Source organism: Nocardia sp. NPDC049190 (assembly GCF_040648115.1).
Taxonomy (GTDB): domain Bacteria; phylum Actinomycetota; class Actinomycetes; order Mycobacteriales; family Mycobacteriaceae; genus Nocardia.
Genome location: NZ_JBEZDE010000042.1, coordinates 13882 through 39866 on the forward strand (window position 1 = coordinate 13882; position 25985 = coordinate 39866).

The following is a 25985-nucleotide window of genomic DNA, read 5'->3' on the forward strand; positions in this document are numbered from 1 at the left end:
GAGATCAGCTGTCGTAGAACCCGTCGAGCAGTCAGAGGAGTCAACGGACATGGCCTTCTCCGTCCAGATGCCCGCTCTTGGTGAGAGCGTCACCGAGGGAACGGTGACCAGGTGGCTGAAGCAGGAAGGAGACACGGTCGAGGTCGACGAGCCGCTGCTCGAGGTCTCCACCGACAAGGTCGACACCGAAATCCCGTCCCCCACGGCGGGTGTGCTGTCGAAGATCGTCGCGCAGGAAGACGACGTGGTTGAGGTCGGCGGCGAACTCGGCGTCATCAGCGAGGCCGGCGAGGTGGCTTCGTCCGCACCGGCGCCCGCTCCGGAGGCCGCGGCCCCGGCCCCTGCGCAGGAGGCTCCCGCCCCCGAATCCCAGCCCGCTCCAGCCGCCCAGGAGCCTGCCCCCGCCGCCCCGGCCGCGTCCGCGTCGTCCGGTGACGGCACTCCGGTCAAGATGCCGGAACTCGGCGAGTCGGTCACCGAGGGCACCGTCACGCGCTGGCTGAAGGCGGTCGGCGATCAGGTCGCCGTCGACGAGCCGCTGCTCGAGGTTTCCACCGACAAGGTCGATACCGAGATCCCGTCTCCGGTCGCGGGCACCCTGCTGCAGATCACCGCGCAGGAAGACGATGTCGTCCCGGTCGGTGGACAGCTCGGCGTGATCGGCAGCGGAGCGCCCGCAGCCGCCGCACCAGCACCAGCTCCGGCTCCAGCTCCGACACCGGCACCTGCTCCGGCACCGACACCAGCGCCCGCACCGGCTCCGGCGCCCGCACCGGCACCAGCTGCCGCAGCTCCCGCTCCAGCACCGGCGCCCGCTGCTGCAGCTCCCGCACCGGCGCCCGCCGCCGACTCGGCAACCAATGGCGCGACCCCGTACGTCACCCCATTGGTTCGCAAGCTGGCCGAGGAGAACAACGTCGATCTGGGGTCGGTCACCGGTTCCGGTGTCGGCGGCCGCATTCGCAAGCAGGACGTGCTCGCCGCCGCCGAGGCAAAGAAAGCTCCGGCTCCTACCGCTGCTGCGTCGGCGCCCGCCGCGCCCGCCGCCAAGACCCCGGCAGCCCCCGCCGCGGTGCGTTCGGACCTGGCCCACTTGCGCGGCACCGTGCAAAAGGCCAACCGCATCCGTCAGATCACGGCGACCAAGACCCGCGAGTCGTTGCAGACCACTGCGCAGCTGACCCAGGTGCATGAGGCCGACGTCACCAAGATCGCCGCGCTGCGCAACCAGACCAAGGCCGCGTTCAAGGACCGTGAGGGCGTCAACCTGACGTTCCTGCCGTTCTTCGCCAAGGCCGTCGTCGAGGCGCTCGGCGTGCACCCGAACGTCAACGCCAGCTACGACGAGTCCACCAAGGAGATCACTTACCACGCTTCGGTGCACCTCGGCATCGCCGTCGACACCGACCAGGGCCTGCTGTCCCCGGTGATCCACAATGCGAGCGACCTGTCGCTGGCCGGCCTGGCGCGCGCCATCGCCGACATCGCCAACCGCGCGCGCAAGGGCGGCCTCAAGCCCGACGAGTTGGCCGGTGGCACCTTCACCATCACCAACATCGGCAGCCAGGGCGCACTGTTCGACACCCCGATCCTGGTTCCACCGCAGGCGGCAATGCTCGGTACCGGTGCGATCGTCAAGCGCCCGGTCGTGGTGACCGATGAGACCGGCAACGAGTCCATCGGCGTCCGCTCGATGTGCTTCCTGCCGCTCACCTATGACCACCGACTGATCGACGGCGCGGATGCCGGTCGCTTCGTGACCACGATCCGGCACCGGCTCGAGGAGGCGGCGTTCGAGGCCGACCTCGGCCTGTAAAGGAAGCTCGGCACGAAATGAAAGTCGTGATCGCCGGCTCGTCCGGGCTGATCGGGACGGCGCTCGTCGCGGCATTACACCGCGACGGGCACGACGTCGCCCGATTGGTGCGCAGAAATCCGGCGGGCCCGGACGAATTCGTCTGGGACCCCGCCCGCGCCCACCTGGACGAGCAGGCGCTTCGCGGCGCAGACGCGGTGGTCAACCTGTGCGGCGCGAGCATCGGCCGACGTCGCTGGACCGGAAGTTTCAAGCAGGAGTTGCGCGACAGTCGCATCACCCCCACCGATGTGCTGGCCGACGCGGTCGTCGCCGCCGGCGTGCCAATATTGCTGAACGCCAGCGGCGTGCACTACTACGGCGGTGACACCGGCGATCGGGTAGTCGACGAAGCCTCGTCCTCCGGTTCCGGTTTCCTGGCCACCTTGTGCCGGGATTGGGAGGCCGCGACCGGTCCCGCCATCGCCGCCGGTGTGCGCACTGTTCTGCTGCGCAGCGCCGTCGTACTGTCCGGCGCCGGCGGGATGCTGAGCATCCTGCAACCGCTGTACTCGGTCGGGCTCGGTGGACGGCTCGGCAACGGACGCCAGTACACGCCGTGGATCTCGATGGCCGACGAGATCGGTGCGATCCGCTTCGCGCTGGGTAACGACAGCCTCTCCGGGCCGATCAACGTCGTCGGTCCCGCACCGGTCACCAACGCCGAGTTCAACCGCGCGCTCGGACGGGCGCTACACCGACCCACCCCCCTGGTGGTGCCCGCATTCGTCCTGCACACACTGATCGGAGAGTTCGCGCAAGAGGCGGTTCTGCACGGTCCGCGCGCGATCCCCACGGCCCTCGAAGAGGCGGGCTACCACTTCCAGCATCCCACCATCGGCGCCGCGCTCGGGGCCGCGGTGGGGCGACCCGGAGACGCCCGATGACCGACCAACTCGATACCAGGCCAGTGACCGTCATCCGCGACGCGCACCCTGACGATCTGCCCCCGATCCTCACCATCCACAACACGAACATCGCCGCCTCCACCGCGATCTGGGACACCGAGCAGGTGCAGTTGGACGAGCGTGTCGCCTGGTTCCGCGATCGCACCGGAGCGGGGCTGCCGGTACTGGTCGCCGCGATCGATGGGGAGCTGGCCGGTTACGCGAGTTACGGTCCGTGGCGCACCAAATCCGGCTACCGCTTCACAGTGGAGAACTCGGTCTACGTCGACGAGCGCTTCCACCGCCGCGGCATCGCCACCGCACTGCTCGGCGAGCTCATCGACCGAGCGCGGCGCGCCGGCACCGTGCACGCGATGGTCGCCGCGATCGAATCCGGCAATACCGCTTCCATCCAGCTACACGAGCGCTTCGGCTTCCGCACGGTCGGTGTGCTGCCCGAGGTCGGGCACAAGTTCGGGCGCTGGATGGATTTGACACTCATGCAGCTGACATTGCCGATCGACCCCGACTGAGCCGCAGCTGCGCCCGATCCAGGCTGGCCTTGTGGGCAGTGATTCGAATCACTGCCCAGTTATTCCATTCGTCGCGATCGGCGGCCACCCGGAGCCATCGCGCCGCTCGTCGGCAATCTCGGCGCCCACGGTGGCGCCGCTGCACGCTCGGCAGCCGAGCGAATGATCAGCTCTCCCCCGGCAAACCCGATCCGATGTGGTAGTTCCCACACCGAGGCGCTGGAGTCGGCTATCGCCCTGGGCGTACCGTCATGGCTGTGAACGACACGCGCACCACCCTGTCCGCTCGATTCGATACGACCCCGATCGTCGTCGAGGATCTCGGACTTATCGACTACCACGCGGCCTGGGACCTGCAGCGCACCATCGCCGCAGAGCGGGCCGAGGGCAGCGGATCCGATCATCTGCTGCTGCTCGAACACCCGTCGGTGTACACCGCGGGCCGCCGGACCGAGGCCGAGGATCTGCCGATCGACGGCAGCCCGGTAGTCGAGGTGGACCGCGGCGGAAAGATCACCTGGCACGGCCCCGGCCAGCTCGTCGGCTACCCGATCGTGCGCTTGGCCGAGCCGGTCGACGTGGTGAATTATGTGCGCCGGCTCGAGCAGGCGCTGATCACCGTCTGCACCGACCTCGGCCTCACCTGTGGCCGAGTGGAGGGCCGTTCCGGCGTATGGCTGCCCGCGACCGAGCTGTTCGCCGAGCGCAAGATCGCGTCGATCGGCATTCGCGTTCAACGTGGCGTCGCCCTGCACGGCATCTCGTTCAACTGCAACTCCGCCTTGGACGGCTTCCAGGCCATCGTCCCATGCGGCATTCGCGACGCGGGCGTGACCACGCTGACCCGTGAGCTCGGCCGGGAGGTGACCGTGGCCGAGATCAAGCCACTGGTGTCCGACGCGATCATCCGCGCCCTCAACGGCGAACTTCCGGTCACCGACCACGACATCCCCCGCGCGACGCAGGTCGGTACGACCCCACAGCGCCCGACAGCCACGGCGTAAGGTCGATCGAGTGACCTCAGTCGACACCCCGACACCACATAACGGCGCCGCGGCGGAATCCGCTGCGCGGATCTCAGGGCCCTCCATGACTACGCAAGCTTCCGCCTCCGCCTCCGACGCTCGCGCCGCGAACGGCCGCAAACTCCTGCGCATCGAGGTCCGCAACGCGGAAACCCCGATCGAGCGCAAGCCCAAGTGGATTCGCACCCGCGCCACCATGGGCCCCGAGTACTCCGAACTCAAGGGCCTGGTGAAACGCGAAGGCCTGCACACCGTCTGCGAGGAAGCAGGCTGCCCCAACATCTTCGAATGCTGGGAAGACCGCGAGGCCACCTTCCTGATCGGCGGCGAGCAGTGCACCCGTCGGTGTGACTTCTGCCAGATCGATACCGGCAAGCCCGTCGCGCTCGATCGCGACGAGCCGCGCCGCGTCGCGGAGAGCGTCCAGGCCATGGGCCTGCGTTACTCCACCATCACCGGCGTCGCCCGCGACGACCTGGAAGACGGCGGCGCCTGGCTCTACGCCGAAACCGTGCGAGCCATCAAAGCGCTGAATCCCAGCACCGGCGTCGAACTCCTCATCCCCGACTTCAACGCCGATCCCGACCAACTATCCGAGGTGTTCTCCTCCCGCCCCGAAGTGCTGGCACACAACCTCGAGACCGTGCCGCGGATCTTCAAGCGCATCCGGCCCGCCTTCCGCTACGAACGCTCTCTCGCGGTGCTGACCGCGGCTCGCGACGCCGGACTGGTCACCAAGTCCAACCTGATCCTCGGCATGGGCGAGACCCCGGAGGAAGTCACCCAGGCCATGCGCGACTTGCATGAAGCAGGCTGCGACATCCTCACCATTACGCAGTACCTGCGTCCCTCCCCGCGCCACCACCCGGTCGACCGCTGGGTGAAGCCGGAGGAGTTCGTGGAGCACTCGACGATGGCCGAGGAAATCGGCTTCGCAGGTGTCATGGCGGGGCCGCTGGTCCGTTCCTCCTACCGAGCAGGCCGCCTCTACGCGCAGGCGATGGTCCACCACGGCCGCGAGATCGCCCCGACGATGGCACATCTCGCCGAAGAAGGCACTGCCTCCCAAGAGGCCAGCGCCGTCCTGGCGCGCTTCGGCGATTGACCGTCACGTCCGGCCCGCCGCACGAGGACACTACCGACAACCACGCATACCCGGATCATGGTCGTCGGCCTCAGTCGGCGTCGTCCGGCGTCGGTTCACCGTGAGCCGGCTCGGACAGTGCGGCAATCGTGCCAGCGATCGCCCGGTAGCCTTCGTCTGCCGTCTCCAGGACTCGCCGCTGCTGGGATTCGTCGAGCAGTGCGTCGTTCATCCGGGTCGCGTAAGCCGCCCAACGCCGTCGATCGCCGCTGCTGTAATAGGCAAGTCCACGACTGTCCGTCAGTCCGAACGTCGCCCGGACATGTCCGGCCAACTCCAAGCCGCCCAGCGTGGAACCCTCCATGACGTAGAGGAACCCGAGCGACGACACCGGGTCTTTTGACGCGTAGTCGGAGATCGTCGCGGCGAACTGTTCCGCAGCGCAGACGACCGCGGCCGGGATGTCGTCGGCGGACACCGCGGCGAAGAACTCCAGATCCTCGTTCAGCAGCGGGACTTTGGCCAGGTCGGCACACCACACCGCGGCCACGATCGGATCGGCCGACCCAGCCAGCCGGGTCTCCAGGGTGTCGAGGATGATTCGATAGGCCGCCAGCTGGCCGACATATCGGCGCAGCGGCAGGGTCCGGCCCACCAGATCGATGCTGAACGGCGTCGCCTCCAGCGCGTCATGCCAGGAACGGGTTTCGGCGCGAAGCCGCCGCATGATCATGCTCGTGTCGTTCTACTCGGTCGGACGTTGGGCGCGGACGGCGTCGCGCAACCGCTCCATCATGTGGCCTTTACGGTCGATCGTCAGGTCGAAATATGCCGCGCTCTCGGCCGATCGGCACAATTGATGAATCCGGCCCTTGGCCTGCTCCTTGAGGTCGACCGCTTGTTCGGCGAGTTCGCCAAGCGTCGCACCGAGTCCGCGGTGGCCGAGGGTGAACGTCTTCAGCCGGTCTCCGACCAGGTCGGTAGCGAGGTCGGGCAGCGCGGATTCGGTGCCGAGCAGTTCGAGCGACACCCGGTTGGTGAGCCCGTCGAAATCCTCGTAGGTGTTGGCGCCGCCGAATTCGGGCACGAAATCGGTGAGGTCGTTGAAGATCTGGCTCGCCAATCCGAGCTGCCGCATCGCATCGTCGAGTTCGGCGAGTTCGTCGTCCGGCACATGTAGCGCGGTCGCGGCGGCATTCAGTGGCATCCGGAACAGTGTCGAGGTCTTCAGCGTCGCGACCGACTCCCAGAACGTCAGGCGGTCTTGTGCTTTCGCCGCCACGATCTCGCGGCGAATCTCGGCCAGCCGGGTCGACATATCCACCGCCTGACCGATGAAGCCGTTTTCGACAGCTCGCACCAGGTAGTTCACGACAGCGGGCGTTTCGGTGTGGCGCAGCGCGGCGAGCACCATCCACGCACCGGTATTGAGCGCGAGTGGCACCCCGTGGACGGCGTGCAAGGCGGATTCGCCGTATCGCACCGGACTGCCGTCCTCGATATCGTCGAGAACGACCGCGGCCTTCAACAGAATTCGAACCGCGACCGCCACCCGGCGGATGACCGGAAGATCGGCAGCCGCCTCGCCAGAGTTGGTGAAACCCCGATAATTCCGGAAAACCCAATACGAGATCGACGGCCGGAAGCCGGGTCCGCCAGCCGGGCGCAAGGCTTGCTGCCCCACCTTGGAGCCGAGTGCGTCGGCGACCGGTCCGTGGAACGCTTGCCGCAGAGCGGAATCCAGCTCTCGCGGCCCATTGGCCGCACCCGCTACGCGCGAGGCCGAGACCGTCAGTTTGGCGAGGAAAACCGCCAGATCCACTTCCAGCAGTTCCGAGTCGGCGCGCACGATCTCGTTCACCTGTATGCCATTATCAACGGCGGTCATCTGTGGCCTCTCCCTGTTATCCGGACCGGCCCCGGGCCTTCGGGGCCTCCCACCTCGGCCCCGAGGTCATTCGATGGAGGCCGTACACCTTGTGGGAGTGTCAGGAGTGTACGAAGGAGCCGAGCAGAAATGGCTTCCCACAATCGGGAGGGTCGCCATGTCGACCAATCCGGCATCGCACGCGAGTCGTAGCGCGCTGATTGCCGGATCATCCACTTCCACAGGACATTTCGCCACTACCACCGAACAAAGCCGAGCGGCGAGTGTCGGTCGATGCCCGACGGCCTCGGTGCGGCGACGCGCGGACGGCTCCGCACCAAAGCCTGGGGGCGTCTCCGCGCCAGGGTACGCAGGCGAAGTGTCCGCGGGCCCGGTACGAATCTGGGCGCGGCCCGGGTGTGGTGGTCGGATGCGGTCTCGAAGCGCCATCCTCTGACGAAAGTGGCCACGACCAAAGCCATTTCGTTCAGGGCGAAGTGCCGATGCACTTTCGGGCTCCCATCCTCTCGTCGCGAGCCACCGCCAGAACGGACAGGATGGCGCCACCATCGGCGGCCCGCGAACCGGCGATGATGTCCGCACCCAGGCCGCGCAGTCGTGCCACAGCGTGGTCGCAGCGGCGTCTTCCCGGCGTGGGAACCCGATCCAGCGAACGCTGGAAGGAGAACACGCCGGTACCGCCCCGACATGACGGCATCCAGGTCCCGCGCCACCTGGGTGAGCCGCTGGTAGCTCGGTCGCGAGCATCGTCGCGCAGGCGATCCGCGTGCTGATCGCGTACATGGCCGCCAGTGCGTCGATGATCCCGCCGTCTCACCATGCTCCGCTCACCGCGGCGACCGGTTCGGCTGTCGTCTCCGCATAGCCGGGCAGCGAGTCTCTGTGGAAGGCGGGTTGCACCCGCCGCTGGCGACGATGGGGGGGCGTGACCACAGGTGACCAGGCCGTTGCCCACGATCGCCCTGCCCCGCTCGGCGAGCACGCCGCCTTTGTCGTAGGTTCGATCGTCGACCAGGACCTGCCTCATCAGTTCGGGGTCGCAGATCACGAACGCCCGCCGCCGTCCCAGTCCGATCGGCACGATGTCGCCCTGTGCGGGCAGCGCGGCCAACGCCTGCAACGGATCCCTCACTAGTCGGATAACGTTGCCGACCAGGCGAAAACGTCTCAGCAGCACCGTCGTCGCCATCGCGTAAGCCTTTCGCAACGAAACCGCCGTCTCGGGGCCGATCTGCCTCGAACCGTCGCGAGTTCGATACTCACTTGCGCTTGCCCGCGGCCGGTTGTTCGGTGCGGTGTGCACAGCCGGCGGACTCACCATTCGAGTGCGGATCCAAACGACACCGAACCGAGCCCGCTGCTCCCCGATGAGCGCGCACACTGGCTCTGTGGGACTTGATCGCGCATCAGGAAGGCACGGCAGGCGAAGGGACATCGCCACCCCACCGCCGCGCACGCCTTCCCGCGCCGGTACCCGAAGGAGGTTGCCGCGTTCGTGAACGAGCCGCTCGCTATCACCCAGTAAGGAGTTGACCACGATGACCACACTGCTCACCACCATCTTCGACGCCTATGGCGGCCTCGATCGCTGGCAGGCCGCCGAACAGATCTCGGCCCGGCAGCGGGTCGATGGCGTGCTGTGGCCGATGAAGGGTCACCCGGGCGCCCTCGATGACATCCGCGTCACCGTTGATCTGCACCGACAGTTCACCTCGCACGAGCCGTTCTTCGCACCGGACCGGCGCACCGCGTTCACCCCCGATCGGATCGCGGTCGAGACCACCGACGGCGACGTTGTCGAAGAGCTGCGAAATCCGCGCGATTCCTTCGCGGGGCATGAACTGACCACGCCTTGGACCAGGTTGCAGCTCGCCTACTTCGCTGGGTATGCGATGTGGACGTACCTGACCGAGCCGATCTCACTCACCTTTCCCGGCGTACGGACAGCGGAGATCGAGCCGTGGACCGAGAACGGGGAGAAGTTCCGGCGGCTGAAGGTGACCTATCCCTCCGATATCGCCACCCATAGCACCGAGCAGATCCTCTACGCCGATGCCGCAGGCCTGCTGCGGCGCCGCGACTACAACGTCGACATAGGTGGAGGCGCACCCAGCGCGCACTATATGTCCGGCCATCGCGAGGTCGAAGGGCTCATCATCCCGACCACCCGAATGGTCTACAGCCGGGACGAGGCCGGCAACAAAGTGCCGGAACCCCTGATTGTGTCCATAGCCCTGGACGACATCGTCGTCCGGTAGCGACCGTTGTGGCGCGATCAGCGACAAACGATGTCCGTCACGCGGATGCCGCCCTGTGCCACGGTGATCGACGCGGCAATGGTCACCACTGGTATTCGAGAAACTTCCCGTCCAGGGTCACGACGACACGATCCCCGCCGGGGTCGGCGCGCCGCCGGACGTCCACGGTGAAATTGATGGCACTCATGATCCCGTCACCGAATTCTTCGTGAATCAATTCCTTGAGTGCCGGCCCGTACACGCGCAGCGCCTCGTAGAACCGATAGATCGTCGGGTCGGTCGGGATCAGGGAGTCGGAGGCACCGCGATAGGGCTGGACCTGGAGCGCCTCTACGACGTCGTCGTCCAGTTTCAGTATCTCCCCGACTTTTCTCGCGTCTTCCGCGCGCATCGGGTGCTGACCCAGAAGCGCTGCCGTCGTCCATACGACAGGCTTGCCGATTGTGCCGGCGATCTCCGACCAGGAGATGCCGGACCGGAATCGAGCGCGGGAGATCATTTCTCCAGCTTCGGTTTTGCTGATCATCAAGGTTCACCACTTCTTCGAATATGTGGCGCATGACACCAATCAGGCTTCGATAAGCCTGCGACGAGTGAATTGTCGACCGATCGACGCCGGTGATTCGGTCGGCGCGCCGGACGACCGCCGCGTCCGATGTGGTGAGAAACCGCGAGCGACCGAACGATCGCGGTGCTCGATGTCGTGTCGCCCTAGTTGTAGACCATGACGGCACGTCCGACGATGTCACCGCGGGCCAGCGCGTCGACCGTGTCGTTGATGTCATCGAAGCGAACCGGGGTCACGGTATGCCGGATCCGACCGGCTTCGGCTAACGCGATCACCTCGGTGAGGTCGTTGTAATTGCCCCAAAACGATCCGAAATAGCTGAATTCCTTGGCCACGAACGGGAACAGGGGAATGTTGATGCGGTTACCGATCAGGCCGACCGATGCGACCGCACCCTCGATCGCGAGCACGTCGAACGCCATCCGGATGGATTCTTCGGATCCCGCGCACTCGATGACCGCGTCGACGTCCGGACGTCCGGTGCCGCTTTCCAGCGCGGTCCGCACTTCCTCGGCCGTCTTGCCTCGAGTGTTGATGGTGTGGTCGGCGCCGTTTTCCCTGGCGACCGCGAGTTTGTCGTCATTGCGGGCAAACGCCACCACTGTCGCGCCGCCGCCGAGCAACTTCGCGTACTGCGTCGCGTAGACGCCCAGGCCCCCGACACCCATCACCGCCACTGTGCGCCCGGCCCCCAGGACACCCGCTGATCTGAGCTTCTTGAGTCCGCGGTACGGCGTCAGCCCGGCATCGGTCAACGGCGCCAAGTTCTGCGGAAGAACATCATCGTGTGCCGGTACCCGGATCAGATGCCGGTAGTGCACGGGCACATACTCCTGATAGCCGCCGGGCGGACCGAAACCCGCCCACTGTCCGTGGCCACACAGCTGTTCGTTTCCGTCGTGACACTGACGGCATACGCCATCACCCCAGCAACTCTCGACGACGACCTGATCACCTTCCGCGAGACCGGCCGACTTGGGCACCTCGGCGCCGATGCCATCGACCCAACCGGCGATCTCATGTCCTGGGGTAACCGGAAATTCCAAGGTCAGCGAGTCCGCGAAGTAGCCGTCTATCATTTGGAAGTCGCTGCGGCATACTCCGGCGCCGCCGACCTTGACCAATACTTCCTCCGGTCCGAAATCTGGAACCGGAATCTCTTCGAGCCGCAGCGGCTCTTTATACCCGTGCATTCGGGCCGCACGCATCTTCATGGTCACCAACCTCTCTACAACACGGTCAGAGATTCGGCCCAGGCACCACCTGATACCACGGGTTCTAGAAAGCGGGCATGTCGAAAATTAGCACTTGTCGCCGCACGACGTCAGAAAGCACGCATAATTGTTGCGATAAGGAGATGACGTCACAGCCTGATATTTTTGCGACCTCCGGCGCGCCATATCGCCTTCCGAGAGTGAACCGGAACTCCCTTACGCGTCTGACGGACGCCGGCCGCAGATGCGCGAACGGGTGCCGACCCGAGACCAGGCAACCACCGCGGCAGTTCTCGGTCGGATCCGGACAACACACACATCCGGCGGCGCTGCCCGCGTCGGTACTCCCGCCAGTGACAACAAGCGCAGACCCACAGCCATCTAGGCTTGGCACATGCCCCGTTGGAGCGCACTTGGTCGGACAGCAGCGAGATTCGGTCCACCAGTTCGGATCGCGGGCGATCCCGAAGGTCTCGTTGCGACATCGATCTGCATGACGAGTGCGAAAGCAGCCACTACCGCGAGCGGCGCCAGTCCGCTGTCCGAGGCCGGCCGCGAGCTCGGTTCACCGATCCACCGTGCACCCACCGCGGGATGCGACGATGACCGGCGTTGAATCATCCGGCGGCTCCGATACGGAAGCCACGACGCCTACGCCGAAACCACAAGGCACACTGGACGAACCGCACCGCCTGCGCCACTCGAGCGCGGCTGCACTCGTCGGACTCTGCATCGGCGTCGTGCTTCTGGTGGTCTCCGGTTGTCTGATCGCCGACCGTTCCACCGAGCCCGCGGCGTCGAAAACCGCGTTCCGTACCAGCGCTCCGCCCAGCATCACGACACCGACGACCACCGCGCGCGCGACAACACCCGTGTCCGCTCCCCCGGTCACCCCGGTGGGGGGCGGGGCGGCCTTCGGGAGGGTCACCACCAATGACGGCAAGACCCTCGTGGTCGCGAATCTGGCGACCGGCAGCAACATCAACGTCCACACCACCGCGCGCACCAGGGTGTACGTGATGCTTGCCACTCGGGCGGCCGACATCCGCGTCGGCGCCACCGTCGCCGTTTTCGGGCAGAAGCAATCCGATCACTCGATCGTCGCCGGTGTCATCACCGGCTTCTCGATCGGCGCGCCCACCAAGTGATGGCTCGCAGAACTGCGAGCCATCCGTCTCGATGCGGCGGACCCGAGTGCCCGACCTTATTGGAACAGCTTGAGCAGATTCACGATCAGGCGATCTACGCCGTAGGCGAACGGCACGGTAACCCACACCCAGGAGAAGACCAGCAGTGGCATACGCCGTGCCGAGGCGGCCTCGGCTCGGTTGAATTCGGTCATGTCGGTTATCCCTCCGCGACGACGGCCGGCGCGGCGACCGGTCGGTGGTACTTCGCCGCGACCGGGCGAATCAGTTCGTTGGCGACGAAGCCAACACAGAGCAGTGTGATCATGATGGCGAATGACGGTCCATAGAGCCCGGGCCCGGTCTTACCCGCCTCCTGACCCGAGTCCGCGACGGCGTTGACGATCAACGGCCCGGCGACGCCGGCCACCGACCACGCCGTGAGCAGTCGACCATGGATCGCGCCGACCTGATACGAACCGAACAGATCCTTGAGATACGCCGGAGCGGTGGCGAATCCACCACCGTAGAAGGACAGGATCACCATGGCGCCGAGGATGAAGACCGGCTTGTTCGCTTGACCGACCGACCAGACCAGCGCATAGGCGAGCGCACCGACACCGAGGTAGATCCGGTACATGCTCTTGCGGCCGATCAGGTCCGACAGGGAGGACCAGCCGATGCGCCCTGCCATATTCGCCGCCGACAGCACGGCGACGAAGCCGGCCGACGCGGCGACCGTCACCGGAGTCGAGGTGTTCTTGAAGAAGTCCACCACCATCGGCGCCGCCTTCTCGAGGATGCCGATGCCCGCGGTGACGTTGAAACACAGCACGATCCACAACAACCAGAATTGCGGAGTACGGATCGCGTCGCGTGCGGCGACGTCGTAGCTGCTGATCAGCTTGGAAGTGTTCGCCGAAGGCTCCCAGCCCGCGGGCCGCCAACCGGGCGGCGGCACCCGGATGAGCAGCACGCCGACCGACATGAACACCGCGTAGATCACACCCATGACCAGGAAGGTCTCGGCGATACCGGTCTGGTCTTTACCGAAACTCGACAGCAACTGGGTCGTCCACGGCGACGCGATCAGCGCGCCGCCACCGAAGCCCATGATCGCGAAGCCGGTCGCCATGCCGGGCCGGTCGGGAAACCATCGGATCAGGGTGGAGACCGGCGAGATGTAGCCGATGCCGAGCCCGATCCCACCGACGAACCCGTACCCCAAGACGACGAGCCAGTACGCGCCGACCGCCGCGCCGAGCGCGGAAATCAGCAGACCGGACGAGAAGCACGCCAGGGAAACCTTCATCGCCCAGCGCGGACCGCGCCGCTCGACAATGGTGCCGCCGAAGGCCGCTGACAAACCGAGCATCACGATGGCGAGCTGGAACGGCAGCGCACTACCTGTGCCCGAGATGTGCATCGATTTTTCCAGCGGCGGCTTGAAAACGCTCCACGCATACGCCTGTCCGATGGCGAGATGGATAGACAGTGCGGCGGGCGGAACCAGCCAGCGGCTCCAGCCCGGCGGCGCGATGACGCGGGAATAACCCGGGGCCTTGACTTCGGTTGCTACGGTCATGCTGCGATCTCCACAAGTTAGCTGTGCGGCGATCATAGAGGGAAGATAGTTCGCCTAACAAGCTATAGTTTCCACCCGACGAGCGACATCAGCTAGCGAACGCGCAGGCTGCTGCCGTGCCACTCGTCGTCGGGAGTCGCTCCCCCCGCCTCGTCGCGGCACGGATCGCACCCGGCCTCTCGATTCGCTGGCTCCACCATGGCGCTCGGTGCAGGCTCCCGTGCTCTCCGCACCGATGGCTGGCGGCACCATCGAGAATCCATTCCTGCCAGACCGCGCGCAAAGGCGCCCGGCCTCGCTGATCGCTCCGACCGATGGCATGCGTCGCGAAACCACGGGAGGCGATCGGGCACGCCCGGTGAGCACCGCACGTGCCTTTTCGGTCAGCACCGGTTCGATGGCGGCGAAATTCCACCCAAGAATCGGACTGGCCGTAGTGCTGGACACCGCGATGCACCGCGGGCGCGGGGCCGAAGATCACCGGCGCCACCGAAGCCACCGTGCGCCGCGCCCTCGGTAGGTCGTCCGAAATCGCCATCCCGGTGATGTTGTCGGAGAACGAACGCTATCGGGCAGGATCCTCAGAGTCTCCCGGTATCCGGAGATACGGCCTGCCGATCGCCTTTCTTCACGGCGAGCGTCACCAGCTGGCGGGTGTCCGGATGCAGACAATGGGAGTGCAGGTCGAGACCACTCCGGAAGCAGATCACTTCCTTGTCGAGAACGGTGAGTCCAGCCGTACTCAACCAATCGATCACGGCATTCTCCTCGGTCCAGGAGATGTGGTGTCCCGGGATGGGATGGTCGACCTCCACCGGCAGCGAGAAGATGAAATGCGTGCCGACGGGTACGCCGTCGACATAAGAACGCAGAGTCTCGGTAGGACGCAACGCATGTTCGATCGAATCTTGAAAGATATAGACCGAGTATCCGGAAGGGAGCGGGTCGTCATCCATGCTGTGTCGGAGCAATGTCACCGAGTCCGCCCAGTCGGGCCGCCAGTGCTCGAGCACTGTCGCCGCGAACTCCAGACTGCCGGTATCGTATTCGCACAGCGCCATCGCCGTCCCGGAACCGCCGAGAAACTCTCGGACGTAGCGTTGCGGAGTGCCGAAACCGATCTCACAAATAGTGGTCGGCGAGATTCTGCTCAAATACTCCACAACAGTGGCCTGCCGCCGGTCGTGCCAGTTGCCGACCAGCGAGTTGTGCAAGTGCATTGCCAGTCTGAGCACCGTCGAAGAATACGCTTCATTCGAATAACTCGTGATGGAGAGATCATAGAACAGCCACGCGGCTATTATTTCTTCGCGGCTGACCGACAGGCGGTGCTGTAGATATTCGATCTCCGCACGATGTTCCGGCACCCGCAGCAACGAATCGAGCAGATTCGCCACCACCGCCGGGTAATCGATCTCAGTGCGATCCAGCGGCATCGGACTATTCGGCTGTACTGGCGCGGTCACAGGGCACCGCCGGCATCTATCGTGAGAGTTGTTCCCGTGACGTAACGACCGGCATCGGACACCAGGTAGCACACCGCATTGGTGACGTCCTCGACTTCCAGAGCGGCGACCGGCAGCTTGTTGAGTGTCCGCGCGGCCACTTCGAAATCTGCGCGGCTCGGATTGTCCAGGTCCGGTCGGAAGAGCCGGTATACCGAGTCGTTGAGAATCATTTCGGTCGCAACGGTCGTCGGATGCACGGTGTTGACCCGGATCCGGTGGGGCGCCCATTCGGTCGCCATCACTTTCATCATCGCGACCAAGCCGGCCTTCGCGGCGCTGTAGTGCGCCATATTCTCGTTCGTCTTCATCGCCGCCAACGAGCTGGTGATCACCACCGCGCCGCCCCGGCCGCCGGCGATGATGTGCGGGACGGAGACCTTGAGCGATTTCCATACCCCGGTCAGGTTGATGTCGATCATGTCCTGCCAGGCCTGCTCGCTCATCTCGAGGGTGGACGCCGGGTTCGAGATCCCCGCGTTGGCCAGAACGATGTCCAGCCGCCCGAACCGGTCCACACCCCGCTCGACAATCGCAGCCTGCGCGGCGAGATCCCGCACGTCGGCCTGACCGGCGATGATCTTCCCGCCGACCGCCTCGACCGCACGCACCGTTTCCGCCAGATCCGCCGCGGTGGCAAGAGGGTAGGGGACGCTGTCCACCTGCGCGGGGATGTCGGTGGCGATGATGTCGGCGCCTTCCTGCGCCAGCCGCACCGCGTGGCTGCGCCCCTGCCCACGCGCGGCCCCGGTGACGAACACCACCTTGTTCGATAATTGGCCCATCGGACCTCCTCTGACTCTGTGTCGATAGAACAAGGCGTCGAGCCTCGTAAGTCGTTGGTCGTGCTCGGCGGATTTCGCAACCCGAACCTGCGCGGGTTGTTACGCGGTCGTGTGCATCAGCTCGCTTTCAGCACCGGGGACATATGCGAGACGCGCGCCGGAGTCGGAACAGACGGATAAGTCAGATGAACCCGACAGCGGCGAGCGGGTGGCGCCTCGAGCAGGTCGAGTTCGTACCGAGACAGCAGGTGATCGAGCGTGACGGCGGTCAGTACCTTGCTGAATTCCCTTGCCACGCAACCGAATGCACCGCGGCCGAACAACGCCAACTGTGCGGTTTCCCCGCGCGCGTGCCGGTCGGGCCGATAGTTGTCCGGGCTCTGCACCAACCCCGGATCACGGTTCAACGCACCCGGAAACACACCGATATAGCCACCCGCCGGCACGTGATATCGCCGACCGTCGTGGTCGATGTGCAGTGGCACCGTCAACGAGCGGACCAGTGAAGTGACCGGGTTGAGCCGGATGGTCTCCTGCAGACACCGGCTCAGAAACGCTTGACGTTCGGATAGTTCCGGCTCCGCTCGTAGTTCGGCGAGCAACGGCGGACGCTGCAGGATGTCGATCAACGTCCAATAGGTGTAGCTGCCCGGATAGGCGGTAGCGTTCCACAGCACGTACATGAGCATCCAGACGCCGTCGGCGTCCGATAGTGCCGTGTTGTCGCTCCGAGCCTCGGCGACCGCCTGCAGAAGTGGCGAATCGGCATCGGCATGCCGTTGCCGGGCCCCCCGTAGTACCCGATACAGGGCCTTGGTCGCCCGATATTCGGGCATGAAAATCTGCCACGGGGTCTTGGCCAGCGTGGCTCGTGGAATGTCTATGCCATTGGCGATCGCCCGATAGAGCGGAATCAGCTGTTCCCCGATGTCCGCCCAGACGCGCTCACCGAGCAGTGAGCGGCACGATGCTTCGTAAATGATGGGGTGGATGTCGGTGGAGAGATCGACCTGGTCGCTCCAACCGGTGGTTCGCCGGGTGACTATCTCGGGGATGGCGTCGGCGAGTTCGGCTATCCGTGCGGATGTCATCAACTGCGCCATCAGGCGCCGACCGGCCAAGACCAGGTTCTGCAACGAGTCCGTATCACGCGATGAACGAGGGAACCAGAATCCCACCGTCGGTACGTTGCCGAAGACCGGGCCGATGGTGGCCTGCTCCGCGGGCAGGGACATGACGGCACGGTAAGCGTCGGCGCCGAGCACATAGGTGAGGTCGAAGGCGAACGGGATCCGGAGTGTGAACAGGTCGCCGTGCGTAGCGGCCGACCGTTCGACCAGACCGACCGGATCGGTGATGATGGCGCGAAGCCGACGGTAGACACCCACCAGCGGCGTCGTGCCGCCGGCGGGGAAAGCCAAGGGCGGGGAGGCTTCGTGCGGCGACGGGCACGAACCCTGTTCTGCGATCGCGACTTTCATGACACCTCCGAGGAAGCGAACGGGTTCTCTGCCGTGTCCGGCTCACTGTCGCCCTGGTAGAACTGCTGTGCCCACTTGCGGTACCGGCCGATCGGGCCGTCACCCGCAGCCAGTGCAGGCCTGCCGAGATAGCACTTGTGGTCCCAGATCGCGATGTCGGCGCGCACCTCGGAGACGAACGCGTGCAGCGCGAATCGCTGGAGTAGAAGATCCGGGCCGGCCCACGCCCGACCGCGTCTGCGCACGGTGAGGGCCAGGCGCAACTCCAACCGGTCCCGGTCGATCGGAGTGGGCAATACCAGCTGTCGCAATTGCCATCCGAGTGTGGGCATCGTGAGCTCGACTCGCGAAAAGCCCAGACCGTCGACGTGCACGTCGAATTCGAGCGGCAGGCTGCCCGGCAAGAACGGCGTCCGCCGCCGAATGGCGTACCGGGTATGCAGGCGCTGGCCGTCGACGCGCAGCGGCTCGAGTACCTCCACGTTCCGGAAGCCGTGCAGCACCGTGAGGTGCCCGAGATCCGCACTGTTCTCGGTGACCTCCTGCGGATGCCCCCGATGCCGCAGCGTGGCGTGCCCTACCGGCCACCATTCTCGATCGAGTTGCTCGGGCGCGGTCACCTCCCAGGTCGCCTCGGCGCCCAGCGGGTCGTGAAAGAGCAGGAGAGCACCACACACCTCCCGCAGTTCGAGCACTCCGAGCCGGGCCGCCGGTGGTGGCGACCCGTACGGCGTCGCGGCGCAGCTGCCTGTGGTGTCGAACTGGAAACCGTGAAAAGGACAGCGGAGGTTCTCCCCCATGACGACGCCGCCTCGGCCGAGATGCGCTCCCAGGTGCGGGCAGTGGGCCTGCACCGCCGCGGGACGACCGCTCGCCGTGCGGAACAGAACGATCTCCCGCCCCATGAATTGCCGCGTCAGCACGCTACCCGCGCGCAACTCGCGGCTGAACCCGACCGCGTACCAACCCTGCGGATACGGCGGCGGAGTGGGAGCGGGCCTGCGGCTGTCGATCGCGTTGCGCGCGCCGCTCATCGGGGCGCACCCGGAGAAACCATAGCGAACCGGCGACGAAGATTGTCGAGCATCGTGACGTGCGCACCGACACCCAACCGCCGAACGATCGTGAGCAGCCCCCACGGTGCGGCCAGTCGTAGCCGTTCGGTCAGCAACGTACCCGAGTCGTGATCGGCGAACGAGACCTCGTTGTGCACGTGAATCCGCGGGAACTGGTAGACGTCGACGACAAGGTTTCCGTCGTCGGTCAGTCGGCTCTGTACCCGGTAGGTGATCCGATACGAGAACAGTCCGAAGGGCATGCGATCGGTCACTCGATAGTTGCTCGAGCTGACGCCGCCCTCGTCGGTGTCCGGTAATCGGTCGACACGGACGATGAGTGGATGAACCCGGCTCAGCTGGGAAAGGTCGCGATAGAAATCTCGGACATCGCCGGGCGGGCCCGGAACCACCTGGGTAAGAATCGTTTCGGCGTAGGGAACTCTGGTGGCCATCCGCGTCGTCCTTCAACCAAGTCGCGGGCGCCGCGTCGCGCACCGCGTCCGGCTCATCATCGAACAGCACCGTGTGGCCCGCAACTCGAGGGACAACCTCGAGAGAGCCGATTCCGTGGCGGTCAGATCGCATCGGGTTGTGGCAGCGCAACTTCCAGCCCACGCAATTCGTAGCTGTTGATCTCCTCGTTGAAACTCACCCGTGGCGGCGCCACCATGCGCACACCGTCCAGGGCGAACAGTCTGCTGAGGAAGATATCGGTCTCCAGCATCGCGATGTGCACTCCTGGGCACTTGTGCGGGCCCGCACCGAAGGACAGCCCCACATCGGTGGCGCCCTCGGCAAGCAGGCGGCCGGGGCAGACGGTCGACGGGTGCGCTCCCATCGCCCTCGGGTCGAGGTTGGCCGCGCTGAGCACGATGTCCACCAGTTCGCCCGGAGGCACGGTGACTGTCCCGCCATCCGCGGTCGGCACCTCTACCGCAGTCGTGGTGCGACGCAGCAGATTTCCGATCACCGGTTCGAGCCGCAGCATTTCCCGCAGGATCGCCAGCCGATCGGATTCCGCCGCGGTGCGGTACCGCTCCAACAGCATGCTGTCGGTGAAAAGGTGCCACGCGGCGACATTGACGAACTCGCGCGCGGTGATCATCCCGGCAGCCGCGAATGTCAGGCATTCGCCGAGGATCTCGCCATCGGTGCACCCTTCGTCGAGCAGGTGCGAAATCAGGTCGTCCTGCCGTTCTCGACGCCGCGCTCGAACCGCAGGCCGCACATCGCCGAAATACAGTCGCAGCCACGCCGAGGTCTGCCGGATCGTCCAGTAGACCCCACTCACACTGGTCAGCCCGGGCTTGCCGAACTTCTCCGGGAAGAAACGGTCCAACCTGCGCTGGATACCGGGGCGACTGTCGGTGAGTCCGATCACCGCGGACACGACCTCGATGGCGAGCGGAAAACTCAGCTCTGTGAGCTGTTTACGGCCCGCCCGTCGCAGCTCGGCGAGCTGCGTTTCGGCCACGCGCACCATCACCTCGCGATAATGCTCGTCCACCCGACGCGGAGTGAAGTACCGGGCCGTCTGCCGTCGGTGTTCCCGATGTTCCGGACCGTCCCGGTACAACACCGGGCGGCGAATCCGCGCCGGCAGCTTTTCGATGGTCTCGATCCCCAGTCCTGCCTGTCGAGTTCCCGCGCTGCGCAGCATCGCGAGGCCGGCCGCGTAGCCCCGAACCCGCCAGACCCCGTCCTGGCCACGCTCGACCGGACACCCGATCTCGGGGCCGCCGCGAGCGGCCTTACGAGCATTCACCCCGATATCAGCCATATGCGCGCACTCCCTCCGAGAATTCCGGCAGAGTCTAGTGTTCCCGGGGCTGCTTCACACACCGACCGATGCTTGGTCCAGTTCCCATGTGCACGTGCACAACTAGCCGCAAAGATTTCCCGACCCAGGCCGGGAACGCCGATGCGGGACGGCCAGGAACTCGCCGGCAAGCATGGTGGCATTCGGGCCTCGGCGACCGCTGCCGGAAGCTCGGTCCCGGCTTCGATCAGCACCTCGGTCCCCATCAGGCTCAGCTCGCTGACGTATTGGTTCGACAGTGATTGCGCGGCCCGCTACCGAGTCCCGCACGAGGAAGCGAGGCTTGACGTCGACAACGAACTCGGCGATTCGCCGGGCGCGAACAACGCGAGGGCCTCGTCCATCGAGAGGTCGCGCTGGACGGTCGCCCCGCAGAGCGCAGCCACCTCGGCAGTGCGCCATCGACCGATCGCGGTCATGACATGGTCACGGCGTGCCCGGTTGAGAAGATCCAGGGCGGACTCGGTCAACTCGGTAATGCCCTTGTCGTTCGGAACGGGGGCCGGTACCGCCGCGTCTCGCTGGCGGTTGGGCTTGTACAGGTACTTCTTCGCCACCATCAGGTGGGCGGCCGACAGTCGCGCGTTGAGTTCCAGGTACAGGTAGCACTCGCCGAGGGCTGGGCATCGGCGCAGCGCCGATGCCAACTCGGAGTCCGACATGGTGGCGAGGTCGACGGTGGACAGCCCGGCCTCGTCCAGCAGAACTCTGGGCAGCGAAGGTCGTGCCGCCGCGTCGGTGACCACCTGTCGCTCTTCGGCCAGCAATCCGGCGTGTATCCGCTCGACGTGGCGTTTGAAGCTGGGCAGCTGAATATCGGTCATCAGGTCGCGCAGGATGAACTGGATGTCCTGCGGACCGCTGGGCGGGACATCGTCGTGATCCCAGTGGATCGCGTACTGACGAAAGACATCCACGAAGTGATCCACCGACAATGCGCCACGCTCGTCGCCCAGATGGAAGTTCAGGAACAGCCGCCGAACACCGGCCAGCATCAGCCGAGCCGTCGCGAACCGCTCGGCGAGTTCGTCGCGACCCATGGTGGATGTCCCACCGGCCCAGATCGGTTGCAGGACTTCGTTTGCGGCCAACTCGAGGGTCTCGCAGCGCTTGAACAGCTCGATGATCAACGTTTCGCCGATCTCCGCGGTATAGGTGCGGATGCGGCCGTCGTCGAAGACACTGGGCACGGTGCAGAGGCGGCTGTCACCCCGATACGCGGTCATCTCCGGCGCGTTCCAGCGGATCAGCGACGCATAGGCGTCCCGGTTCGGGTGGCCGGTACCCGAACGTGCGATGAGGCCGCGGAAATACGCCCGGAACGGCGTCCCCGTCGCGCCGACGCGGAGTGCTTCCAAGCTGTGTCCAGGATCGCGCCGGGCCACGTCGAGGTTCTCCCGGTGGTTGTAGCAGACAACCGAGGAGCCGATAATGCCCAACTCGACGATCAGCCGCCGCGCCGTGTGGGGGTCGTTGCCGTCCGCGGACGGTAGATCCGCAAGAGCCTGGTTGGCCAGACCGGCGAAGGCGGACGCCGTCAACGAGCCCTCGACGACCGAGGAGCCGAGAGTCGGGAGCGAATCGATCACCCAGGCCGAGAATGCGTCACGCGACCGTAGCGCAGAATAGGGCTGTTCCGACACCACTTGACCCATCACGCTACCTCTACCGTCTATTCACAACGAACTTGCGCCGCCATTCTGACCGACGAGCAAATCAGCAGCTTCCCGATTGTGGGAAACTCGCACGTTTCATGCCTTCGAGCCCCTGATGGCCACCGACTCCGAGCTCCCCGCGGTTGATGAATGCACGTTGCCATCGCCCCGGTCGGCCCCCGTTGCAAGCGAGTTCGGTCGCCCACAGACCAGACGGCGCCACCGCTATCAACTCCCGAAATCCGATCATCGGCATATACCGCACCACGACATCAGCCCGGTCCCGGGCACATACGACAGCGTGAGGTGAACGTTCAGAAATCACATCTGCCCAGCTCGTAGCGGTACCCACACTGCCACGGCCCGCGGACATTTCACCGATGAATGCGAGTCGGTCAGCTCGCCACCACAAATCAGCCCTGCAATGGAAATCGCTTGACCGAGGCAAAAGTATTGAGCGCCAATTCCATCGAGAAGAACAGATGGATCCCACCAGTGCGCTGAACCCTCCACCGGTGGCTGCCACCACGCCCGCCTGTCCCGATCACACACCCGAACCAGGCATTGCGCCGTTGCCGACAACCACCCGGAGTTGCCGCGACGACGCACGAGCAGCTTCGTCAACACCGACATCCTGATGAAGAAGCCATGCCTCAGCACGAATTTCCGGTGCGTGCGGCCGTCGCGGAATACGGTGGCGTACAGCTCGAATCCACCCGACTACCGGCCTCGTCATGAACGCTGTGCGCACCACGCCGGCTCTGGCGTCGACGGCGCCTATCACACAGGACCACCGTGAGGCTGTCTCGCGGTGGCGGGCAGTTCATCCGAACGGCGGCGAGGCTAATGCACCGCGATCAGATACCTCGGTCGCTCCCACAGATCGGCGACCTCGTCGGGGAGCTCCCCCACCGATCGATGGTAGGCCGTGGCCAGCTCGGCCGGACTGAAAGTTTGTACCGACCAGCCGCTTTCGATCAGCCACTGCACCGGATCGGCACGCTCGTCGTCGTAGAACAGCTCGGTCAGGTCGATATCGCCGAAGGGGCTGTGGTCGAAATACTTCGATTCGATGCTCGCGAAGCGCTTGACATCGGTTCCCGCGACGAAACTCTCCACGCCCAAGTGACTACCGGGGGCGGACAGTTCATCGATGCGCTCGAACAACGCGTCCTGCGCCGCACCGGGAAGATACGGCAGCAGCCCTTCCGCCGACCACGCCGTGGGCTGATCGGGATCGAAACCCGCCCGATCGAGCGCGGCAGGCCAGTCGTCGCGCAGGTCCACCGCCACCACTCGCCGATCGGCCTTCGGGTGCGCATGATGTTCGGTGAGCACCTTCTCTTTGAACTCCAACACCTTCGGCTGGTCCACCTCGAACACTGTGGTACCCGCCGGCCACTCGAGCCGGTAGGCGCGCGCATCCAACCCCGCGGCGATGATCACCGCCTGCCGCACTCCGTCCGCGGCGGCCGACAAAAAGAACTCGTCGAAGAACTTTGTCCGAAAGCCCATGAAACCGGGAACCAAGGGCGTGTCGGCAAGCGTGGAGGGGTCGGCCAACAGCCCGGCGAAATGCGGTTCACCAGCGGCCTCGACGAACAGCGGCGCGTAATCGTCCTGGATCAGCGGATCAGGACCGGCCGCCTCCAACGCCCGAAACGTCGCAACACCCAACGCAGTGAGTCCGACGCTGCTGACGATGTCCCACTCGTCACCTTCAGTTCGCATAGCCGAAACACCATCCGATCTTGTCGACAGATGTTGACGTGACAACGAACCAGGCGAGCCGGCGAACAGTGCGGCGCCTCGACGGCCCCGCACCGAGCCGCTCGCCCACACCGAGCCGGAAACACCCGACTGTTCGGTATTCTACGTCGACCCGGCGCCCAACCCACGTTTCATCCGACCACCGAATCGCTACCGGTGGCCGTGATCGCCCAACGGTGCCCGCCGGGATCGATCCGAGGGACGTCGTCGAGGCCAGCGTGGCCGATACGGAGATCGGAACCGTCACAGTTCGATCTCCGCCCGGCGCGCCCCCCGCTCACCTGAAACGGATACCCCGGCGCCGTCGACAAAACTGTCGATTCATATTCCGCGTCATCGAATTCAGAGGAGTTGTGCATGAATCGCATCATGCGTCGAGTCATCGCAGTTGTAGCGACCGCGGCTGCGGCCCCGATCCTGTTGAGCGCGACAGCGCAAGCCGATCCGGGGCCGGTGTACTTCAGCGCGGGCAGCATCAACTGCGCCATCGCCGCGGACGGCACGGTCGGCTGCGACTTCGGCTACCCCATGCGCCTGCAGTACAGCTTTCTGCCGTTCCCGTTCACTGTGAACGACATCGTCATCGATCAGTCCTGGCTGCCCGCGCACCCGATTTTCGACTCGGGCACCGCCTACACCCTCCCCGGCGGCAACCCATCCCTCGATTCCGTCAAAACAGGCAGTGGCCAGTGGGGCCCGTTCATCGAATACGCGGGATCCAGGTGTGAAGCCGGCTTCCACGGCAGCTTCAGCTGCCAATCGAAAGGTCGGGCTTTCACCGCGTACAGCGGAACCATCTCCGCGTGAGATGACCACCGGCGTCCAGCGCGCGGCAGCCCGTGCTCGCGCGCTGGATCTCCCGAGTGGGCAGCGGGATTCGTCCGGCCGATCCGCCGACCCCACACTGCGGGATGGATACTGGCCGCATGACCCACTCCCTCGTGGATCCGCAATCTCTTCCCGTCGAATTGCGTCCGTACCTGGAAGACCTCGTTCAGCGCACCCGCGCGGTCTGCGGCTCTCATCTCGTCAGTGTCTTCGCGGTCGGGTCCATCGCGCTCGCGGACTATCGACACGGACGCAGCGACATCGATGTGGCAGTGATAACCGACCCGGCCCTTCCCGCAGATGCCGTGCGCGAACTGGCGCAGTCGGTCGCTCATCCCGCCCTGCCATGTCCCGCGGCCGGGTTGGAGTTGGTGGTTTACGACGCGCACTTCGCTGCCCACCCGTCTGATGCGGCCGGATACCTGCTGGATCTCAATACCGGCCCGCTGCTGTCGAACCGCGCCAGTTTCGATGCGACGCAAGCGCCAGCCTTCTGGTACGTCATCGATCGCTCCATCGCCTATCAGACCGGGCGTCTGCTCTTCGGGAGTCCGGTGCGGCAGGTCATTGCGGCACCGACCCGGCATGACCTGTTGACCGCGATTCTGGCCTCGGTTCGCGAACACACCGACGGGGACGGCCACCTGGCCGACAACCAGGTGCTCAACGGCTGCCGCTCGGTAGCGTTCTGCCGCACGGGCAGCTGGCTGGCCAAGCGCGAGGCCGCACAGCTGATCGCGGCGTCGGAGGACGAATTTCGACCTCTCATCGAAACCGCGCTGCGCAGCTTCCAGCGTCCCCGCGCGACAGCATTCGCGCTGCCCTCCGCCGACGTGCGGACCTTCCTCCTCTGGGTACGCGAACGTATCGAAGAAAGCATCATCTGACCGCACCGCTGCACCGACGATCCGACCCCGCGCCACCCGCCGATCCGTGGCACTGCGACCACACCGGAGCATTCTGCCCGAACCGCATCCACAGTGACGGGCCGACCTGCGGCAACGCCGTCAATAACGCGGGCCGACCCCAGTGCCGCGATTGCCCGGTTCTTGCCCGATTC

The 25985-nt window shown here is 65.5% G+C and carries 24 protein-coding genes; 9 read left to right on the top strand and 15 right to left on the bottom strand.

What is annotated here, in order from left to right; genetic code table 11:
- The first annotated feature begins 49 nt into the window (after positions 1–49).
- From sucB to lipA, 5 genes are all read left to right on the top strand, one after another.
- Entirely contained in the window at positions 50–1816 is a 1767-nt protein-coding gene (gene sucB, locus AB0B25_RS26970; RefSeq protein ID WP_357184995.1) for a 2-oxoglutarate dehydrogenase, E2 component, dihydrolipoamide succinyltransferase, read from the top strand.
- Positions 1817–1833: 17 nt separating this feature from the next.
- Positions 1834–2742: a TIGR01777 family oxidoreductase gene (locus AB0B25_RS26975; protein WP_357184998.1), complete on the top strand. Its 909-nt coding sequence runs from the start codon at positions 1834–1836 to the stop codon at positions 2740–2742.
- Positions 2739–3275, top strand: coding sequence for an N-acetyltransferase family protein (locus AB0B25_RS26980; RefSeq protein WP_357185001.1), 537 nt, complete (start codon positions 2739–2741; stop codon positions 3273–3275). Before AB0B25_RS26975 ends, AB0B25_RS26980 begins: the two co-directional genes overlap by 4 nt.
- 251 nt (positions 3276–3526) lie before the next feature.
- Positions 3527–4279 (top strand): lipoyl(octanoyl) transferase LipB, encoded by a 753-nt coding sequence (lipB, locus tag AB0B25_RS26985; RefSeq protein WP_357185004.1) that lies wholly within the window; start codon positions 3527–3529, stop codon positions 4277–4279.
- 85 nt (positions 4280–4364) lie between these two features.
- Positions 4365–5405, top strand: coding sequence for a lipoyl synthase (gene lipA / locus AB0B25_RS26990; protein WP_357185072.1), 1041 nt, complete (start codon positions 4365–4367; stop codon positions 5403–5405).
- Between the two features lie 70 nt (positions 5406–5475).
- On the opposite strand, the gene AB0B25_RS26995 is transcribed toward lipA, so the two are convergent.
- From AB0B25_RS26995 to AB0B25_RS27005, 3 genes are all read right to left on the bottom strand, one after another.
- Positions 5476–6117 carry a biliverdin-producing heme oxygenase gene (locus tag AB0B25_RS26995; protein WP_357185007.1) on the bottom strand — a complete coding sequence of 214 codons (642 nt, stop codon included), beginning with the start codon at positions 6115–6117 and terminating at the stop codon, positions 5476–5478.
- Positions 6118–6129: 12 nt separating this feature from the next.
- Positions 6130–7272, bottom strand: coding sequence for a polyprenyl synthetase family protein (locus tag AB0B25_RS27000; RefSeq protein WP_357185010.1), 1143 nt, complete (start codon positions 7270–7272; stop codon positions 6130–6132).
- A 466-nt stretch (positions 7273–7738) separates the two neighbouring features.
- Positions 7739–8461 (bottom strand): hypothetical protein, encoded by a 723-nt coding sequence (locus tag AB0B25_RS27005; protein ID WP_357185013.1) that lies wholly within the window; start codon positions 8459–8461, stop codon positions 7739–7741.
- 349 nt (positions 8462–8810) lie between these two features.
- Between AB0B25_RS27005 and AB0B25_RS27010 the strand changes: the two genes are divergently transcribed.
- Positions 8811–9530, top strand: a complete 720-nt coding sequence (locus AB0B25_RS27010; RefSeq protein WP_357185016.1) for a hypothetical protein — start codon at positions 8811–8813, stop codon at positions 9528–9530.
- Positions 9531–9612: 82 nt separating this feature from the next.
- On the opposite strand, the gene cynS is transcribed toward AB0B25_RS27010, so the two are convergent.
- Together cynS and AB0B25_RS27020 are read right to left on the bottom strand one after the other, a co-directional pair.
- Positions 9613–10056, bottom strand: coding sequence for a cyanase (cynS, locus tag AB0B25_RS27015; protein ID WP_357185018.1), 444 nt, complete (start codon positions 10054–10056; stop codon positions 9613–9615).
- 185 nt (positions 10057–10241) lie between these two features.
- Positions 10242–11312: an NAD(P)-dependent alcohol dehydrogenase gene (locus AB0B25_RS27020; RefSeq protein WP_357185021.1), complete on the bottom strand. Its 1071-nt coding sequence runs from the start codon at positions 11310–11312 to the stop codon at positions 10242–10244.
- A 602-nt stretch (positions 11313–11914) separates the two neighbouring features.
- Between AB0B25_RS27020 and AB0B25_RS27025 the strand changes: the two genes are divergently transcribed.
- The gene (locus tag AB0B25_RS27025; protein WP_357185024.1) at positions 11915–12460 is read left to right on the top strand and encodes a hypothetical protein; all 546 of its coding nucleotides are present in this window, start codon (positions 11915–11917) and stop codon (positions 12458–12460) included.
- Positions 12461–12516: 56 nt separating this feature from the next.
- On the opposite strand, the gene AB0B25_RS27030 is transcribed toward AB0B25_RS27025, so the two are convergent.
- From AB0B25_RS27030 to AB0B25_RS27075, 10 genes are all read right to left on the bottom strand, one after another.
- The gene (locus tag AB0B25_RS27030; RefSeq protein WP_357185026.1) at positions 12517–12654 is read right to left on the bottom strand and encodes a hypothetical protein; all 138 of its coding nucleotides are present in this window, start codon (positions 12652–12654) and stop codon (positions 12517–12519) included.
- 5 nt (positions 12655–12659) lie between these two features.
- Positions 12660–14024: an OFA family MFS transporter gene (locus AB0B25_RS27035; RefSeq protein ID WP_357185029.1), complete on the bottom strand. Its 1365-nt coding sequence runs from the start codon at positions 14022–14024 to the stop codon at positions 12660–12662.
- A 581-nt stretch (positions 14025–14605) separates the two neighbouring features.
- Entirely contained in the window at positions 14606–15490 is an 885-nt protein-coding gene (locus AB0B25_RS27040) for a hypothetical protein (RefSeq protein WP_357185031.1), read from the bottom strand.
- A complete protein-coding gene (locus AB0B25_RS27045) occupies positions 15487–16314 on the bottom strand; it encodes a mycofactocin-coupled SDR family oxidoreductase (RefSeq protein WP_357185033.1) in 828 nt (275 codons plus the stop codon). The genes AB0B25_RS27040 and AB0B25_RS27045 overlap by 4 nt, the downstream gene beginning before the upstream one ends.
- Positions 16315–16430: 116 nt before the next feature.
- Positions 16431–17795 (bottom strand): cytochrome P450, encoded by a 1365-nt coding sequence (locus tag AB0B25_RS27050; protein ID WP_357185036.1) that lies wholly within the window; start codon positions 17793–17795, stop codon positions 16431–16433.
- Positions 17792–18829 (bottom strand): Rieske 2Fe-2S domain-containing protein, encoded by a 1038-nt coding sequence (locus AB0B25_RS27055; RefSeq protein ID WP_357185039.1) that lies wholly within the window; start codon positions 18827–18829, stop codon positions 17792–17794. The genes AB0B25_RS27050 and AB0B25_RS27055 overlap by 4 nt, the downstream gene beginning before the upstream one ends.
- Positions 18826–19305, bottom strand: a complete 480-nt coding sequence (locus AB0B25_RS27060; RefSeq protein WP_357185041.1) for an SRPBCC family protein — start codon at positions 19303–19305, stop codon at positions 18826–18828. Before AB0B25_RS27060 ends, AB0B25_RS27055 begins: the two co-directional genes overlap by 4 nt.
- Before the next feature lie 122 nt (positions 19306–19427).
- Positions 19428–20633, bottom strand: a complete 1206-nt coding sequence (locus AB0B25_RS27065) for a cytochrome P450 (RefSeq protein WP_357185044.1) — start codon at positions 20631–20633, stop codon at positions 19428–19430.
- Between the two features lie 293 nt (positions 20634–20926).
- Positions 20927–22261 carry a hypothetical protein gene (locus AB0B25_RS27070; RefSeq protein ID WP_357185047.1) on the bottom strand — a complete coding sequence of 445 codons (1335 nt, stop codon included), beginning with the start codon at positions 22259–22261 and terminating at the stop codon, positions 20927–20929.
- 909 nt (positions 22262–23170) lie between these two features.
- Positions 23171–24058, bottom strand: a complete 888-nt coding sequence (locus tag AB0B25_RS27075) for a class I SAM-dependent methyltransferase (RefSeq protein WP_357185050.1) — start codon at positions 24056–24058, stop codon at positions 23171–23173.
- 396 nt (positions 24059–24454) lie between these two features.
- Between AB0B25_RS27075 and AB0B25_RS27080 the strand changes: the two genes are divergently transcribed.
- Positions 24455–24904 (top strand): hypothetical protein, encoded by a 450-nt coding sequence (locus tag AB0B25_RS27080; protein WP_357185053.1) that lies wholly within the window; start codon positions 24455–24457, stop codon positions 24902–24904.
- Positions 24905–25023: 119 nt separating this feature from the next.
- Positions 25024–25812 (top strand): aminoglycoside adenylyltransferase domain-containing protein, encoded by a 789-nt coding sequence (locus AB0B25_RS27085; RefSeq protein WP_357185056.1) that lies wholly within the window; start codon positions 25024–25026, stop codon positions 25810–25812.
- The last annotated feature ends 173 nt before the right edge of the window (positions 25813–25985 follow it).

Excerpts from the sequence above, each read along its gene's own strand:
- sucB (WP_357184995.1), top strand. The coding sequence starts at position 50 with ATGGCCTTCTCCGTCCAGATGCCCGCTCTTGGTGAGAGCGTCACCGAG.
- AB0B25_RS26975 (WP_357184998.1), top strand. The coding sequence starts at position 1,834 with ATGAAAGTCGTGATCGCCGGCTCGTCCGGGCTGATCGGGACGGCGCTC.
- AB0B25_RS26980 (WP_357185001.1), top strand. The coding sequence starts at position 2,739 with ATGACCGACCAACTCGATACCAGGCCAGTGACCGTCATCCGCGACGCG.
- lipB (WP_357185004.1), top strand. The coding sequence starts at position 3,527 with ATGGCTGTGAACGACACGCGCACCACCCTGTCCGCTCGATTCGATACG.
- lipA (WP_357185072.1), top strand. The coding sequence starts at position 4,365 with ATGACTACGCAAGCTTCCGCCTCCGCCTCCGACGCTCGCGCCGCGAAC.
- AB0B25_RS26995 (WP_357185007.1), bottom strand. The coding sequence starts at position 6,117 with ATGATCATGCGGCGGCTTCGCGCCGAAACCCGTTCCTGGCATGACGCG.
- AB0B25_RS27000 (WP_357185010.1), bottom strand. The coding sequence starts at position 7,272 with ATGACCGCCGTTGATAATGGCATACAGGTGAACGAGATCGTGCGCGCC.
- AB0B25_RS27005 (WP_357185013.1), bottom strand. The coding sequence starts at position 8,461 with ATGGCGACGACGGTGCTGCTGAGACGTTTTCGCCTGGTCGGCAACGTT.
- AB0B25_RS27010 (WP_357185016.1), top strand. The coding sequence starts at position 8,811 with ATGACCACACTGCTCACCACCATCTTCGACGCCTATGGCGGCCTCGAT.
- cynS (WP_357185018.1), bottom strand. The coding sequence starts at position 10,056 with ATGATCAGCAAAACCGAAGCTGGAGAAATGATCTCCCGCGCTCGATTC.
- AB0B25_RS27020 (WP_357185021.1), bottom strand. The coding sequence starts at position 11,312 with ATGAAGATGCGTGCGGCCCGAATGCACGGGTATAAAGAGCCGCTGCGG.
- AB0B25_RS27025 (WP_357185024.1), top strand. The coding sequence starts at position 11,915 with ATGACCGGCGTTGAATCATCCGGCGGCTCCGATACGGAAGCCACGACG.
- AB0B25_RS27030 (WP_357185026.1), bottom strand. The coding sequence starts at position 12,654 with ATGACCGAATTCAACCGAGCCGAGGCCGCCTCGGCACGGCGTATGCCA.
- AB0B25_RS27035 (WP_357185029.1), bottom strand. The coding sequence starts at position 14,024 with ATGACCGTAGCAACCGAAGTCAAGGCCCCGGGTTATTCCCGCGTCATC.
- AB0B25_RS27045 (WP_357185033.1), bottom strand. The coding sequence starts at position 16,314 with ATGGGCCAATTATCGAACAAGGTGGTGTTCGTCACCGGGGCCGCGCGT.
- AB0B25_RS27050 (WP_357185036.1), bottom strand. The coding sequence starts at position 17,795 with ATGAAAGTCGCGATCGCAGAACAGGGTTCGTGCCCGTCGCCGCACGAA.
- AB0B25_RS27055 (WP_357185039.1), bottom strand. The coding sequence starts at position 18,829 with ATGAGCGGCGCGCGCAACGCGATCGACAGCCGCAGGCCCGCTCCCACT.
- AB0B25_RS27060 (WP_357185041.1), bottom strand. The coding sequence starts at position 19,305 with ATGGCCACCAGAGTTCCCTACGCCGAAACGATTCTTACCCAGGTGGTT.
- AB0B25_RS27065 (WP_357185044.1), bottom strand. The coding sequence starts at position 20,633 with ATGGCTGATATCGGGGTGAATGCTCGTAAGGCCGCTCGCGGCGGCCCC.
- AB0B25_RS27075 (WP_357185050.1), bottom strand. The coding sequence starts at position 24,058 with ATGCGAACTGAAGGTGACGAGTGGGACATCGTCAGCAGCGTCGGACTC.
- AB0B25_RS27080 (WP_357185053.1), top strand. The coding sequence starts at position 24,455 with ATGAATCGCATCATGCGTCGAGTCATCGCAGTTGTAGCGACCGCGGCT.
- AB0B25_RS27085 (WP_357185056.1), top strand. The coding sequence starts at position 25,024 with ATGACCCACTCCCTCGTGGATCCGCAATCTCTTCCCGTCGAATTGCGT.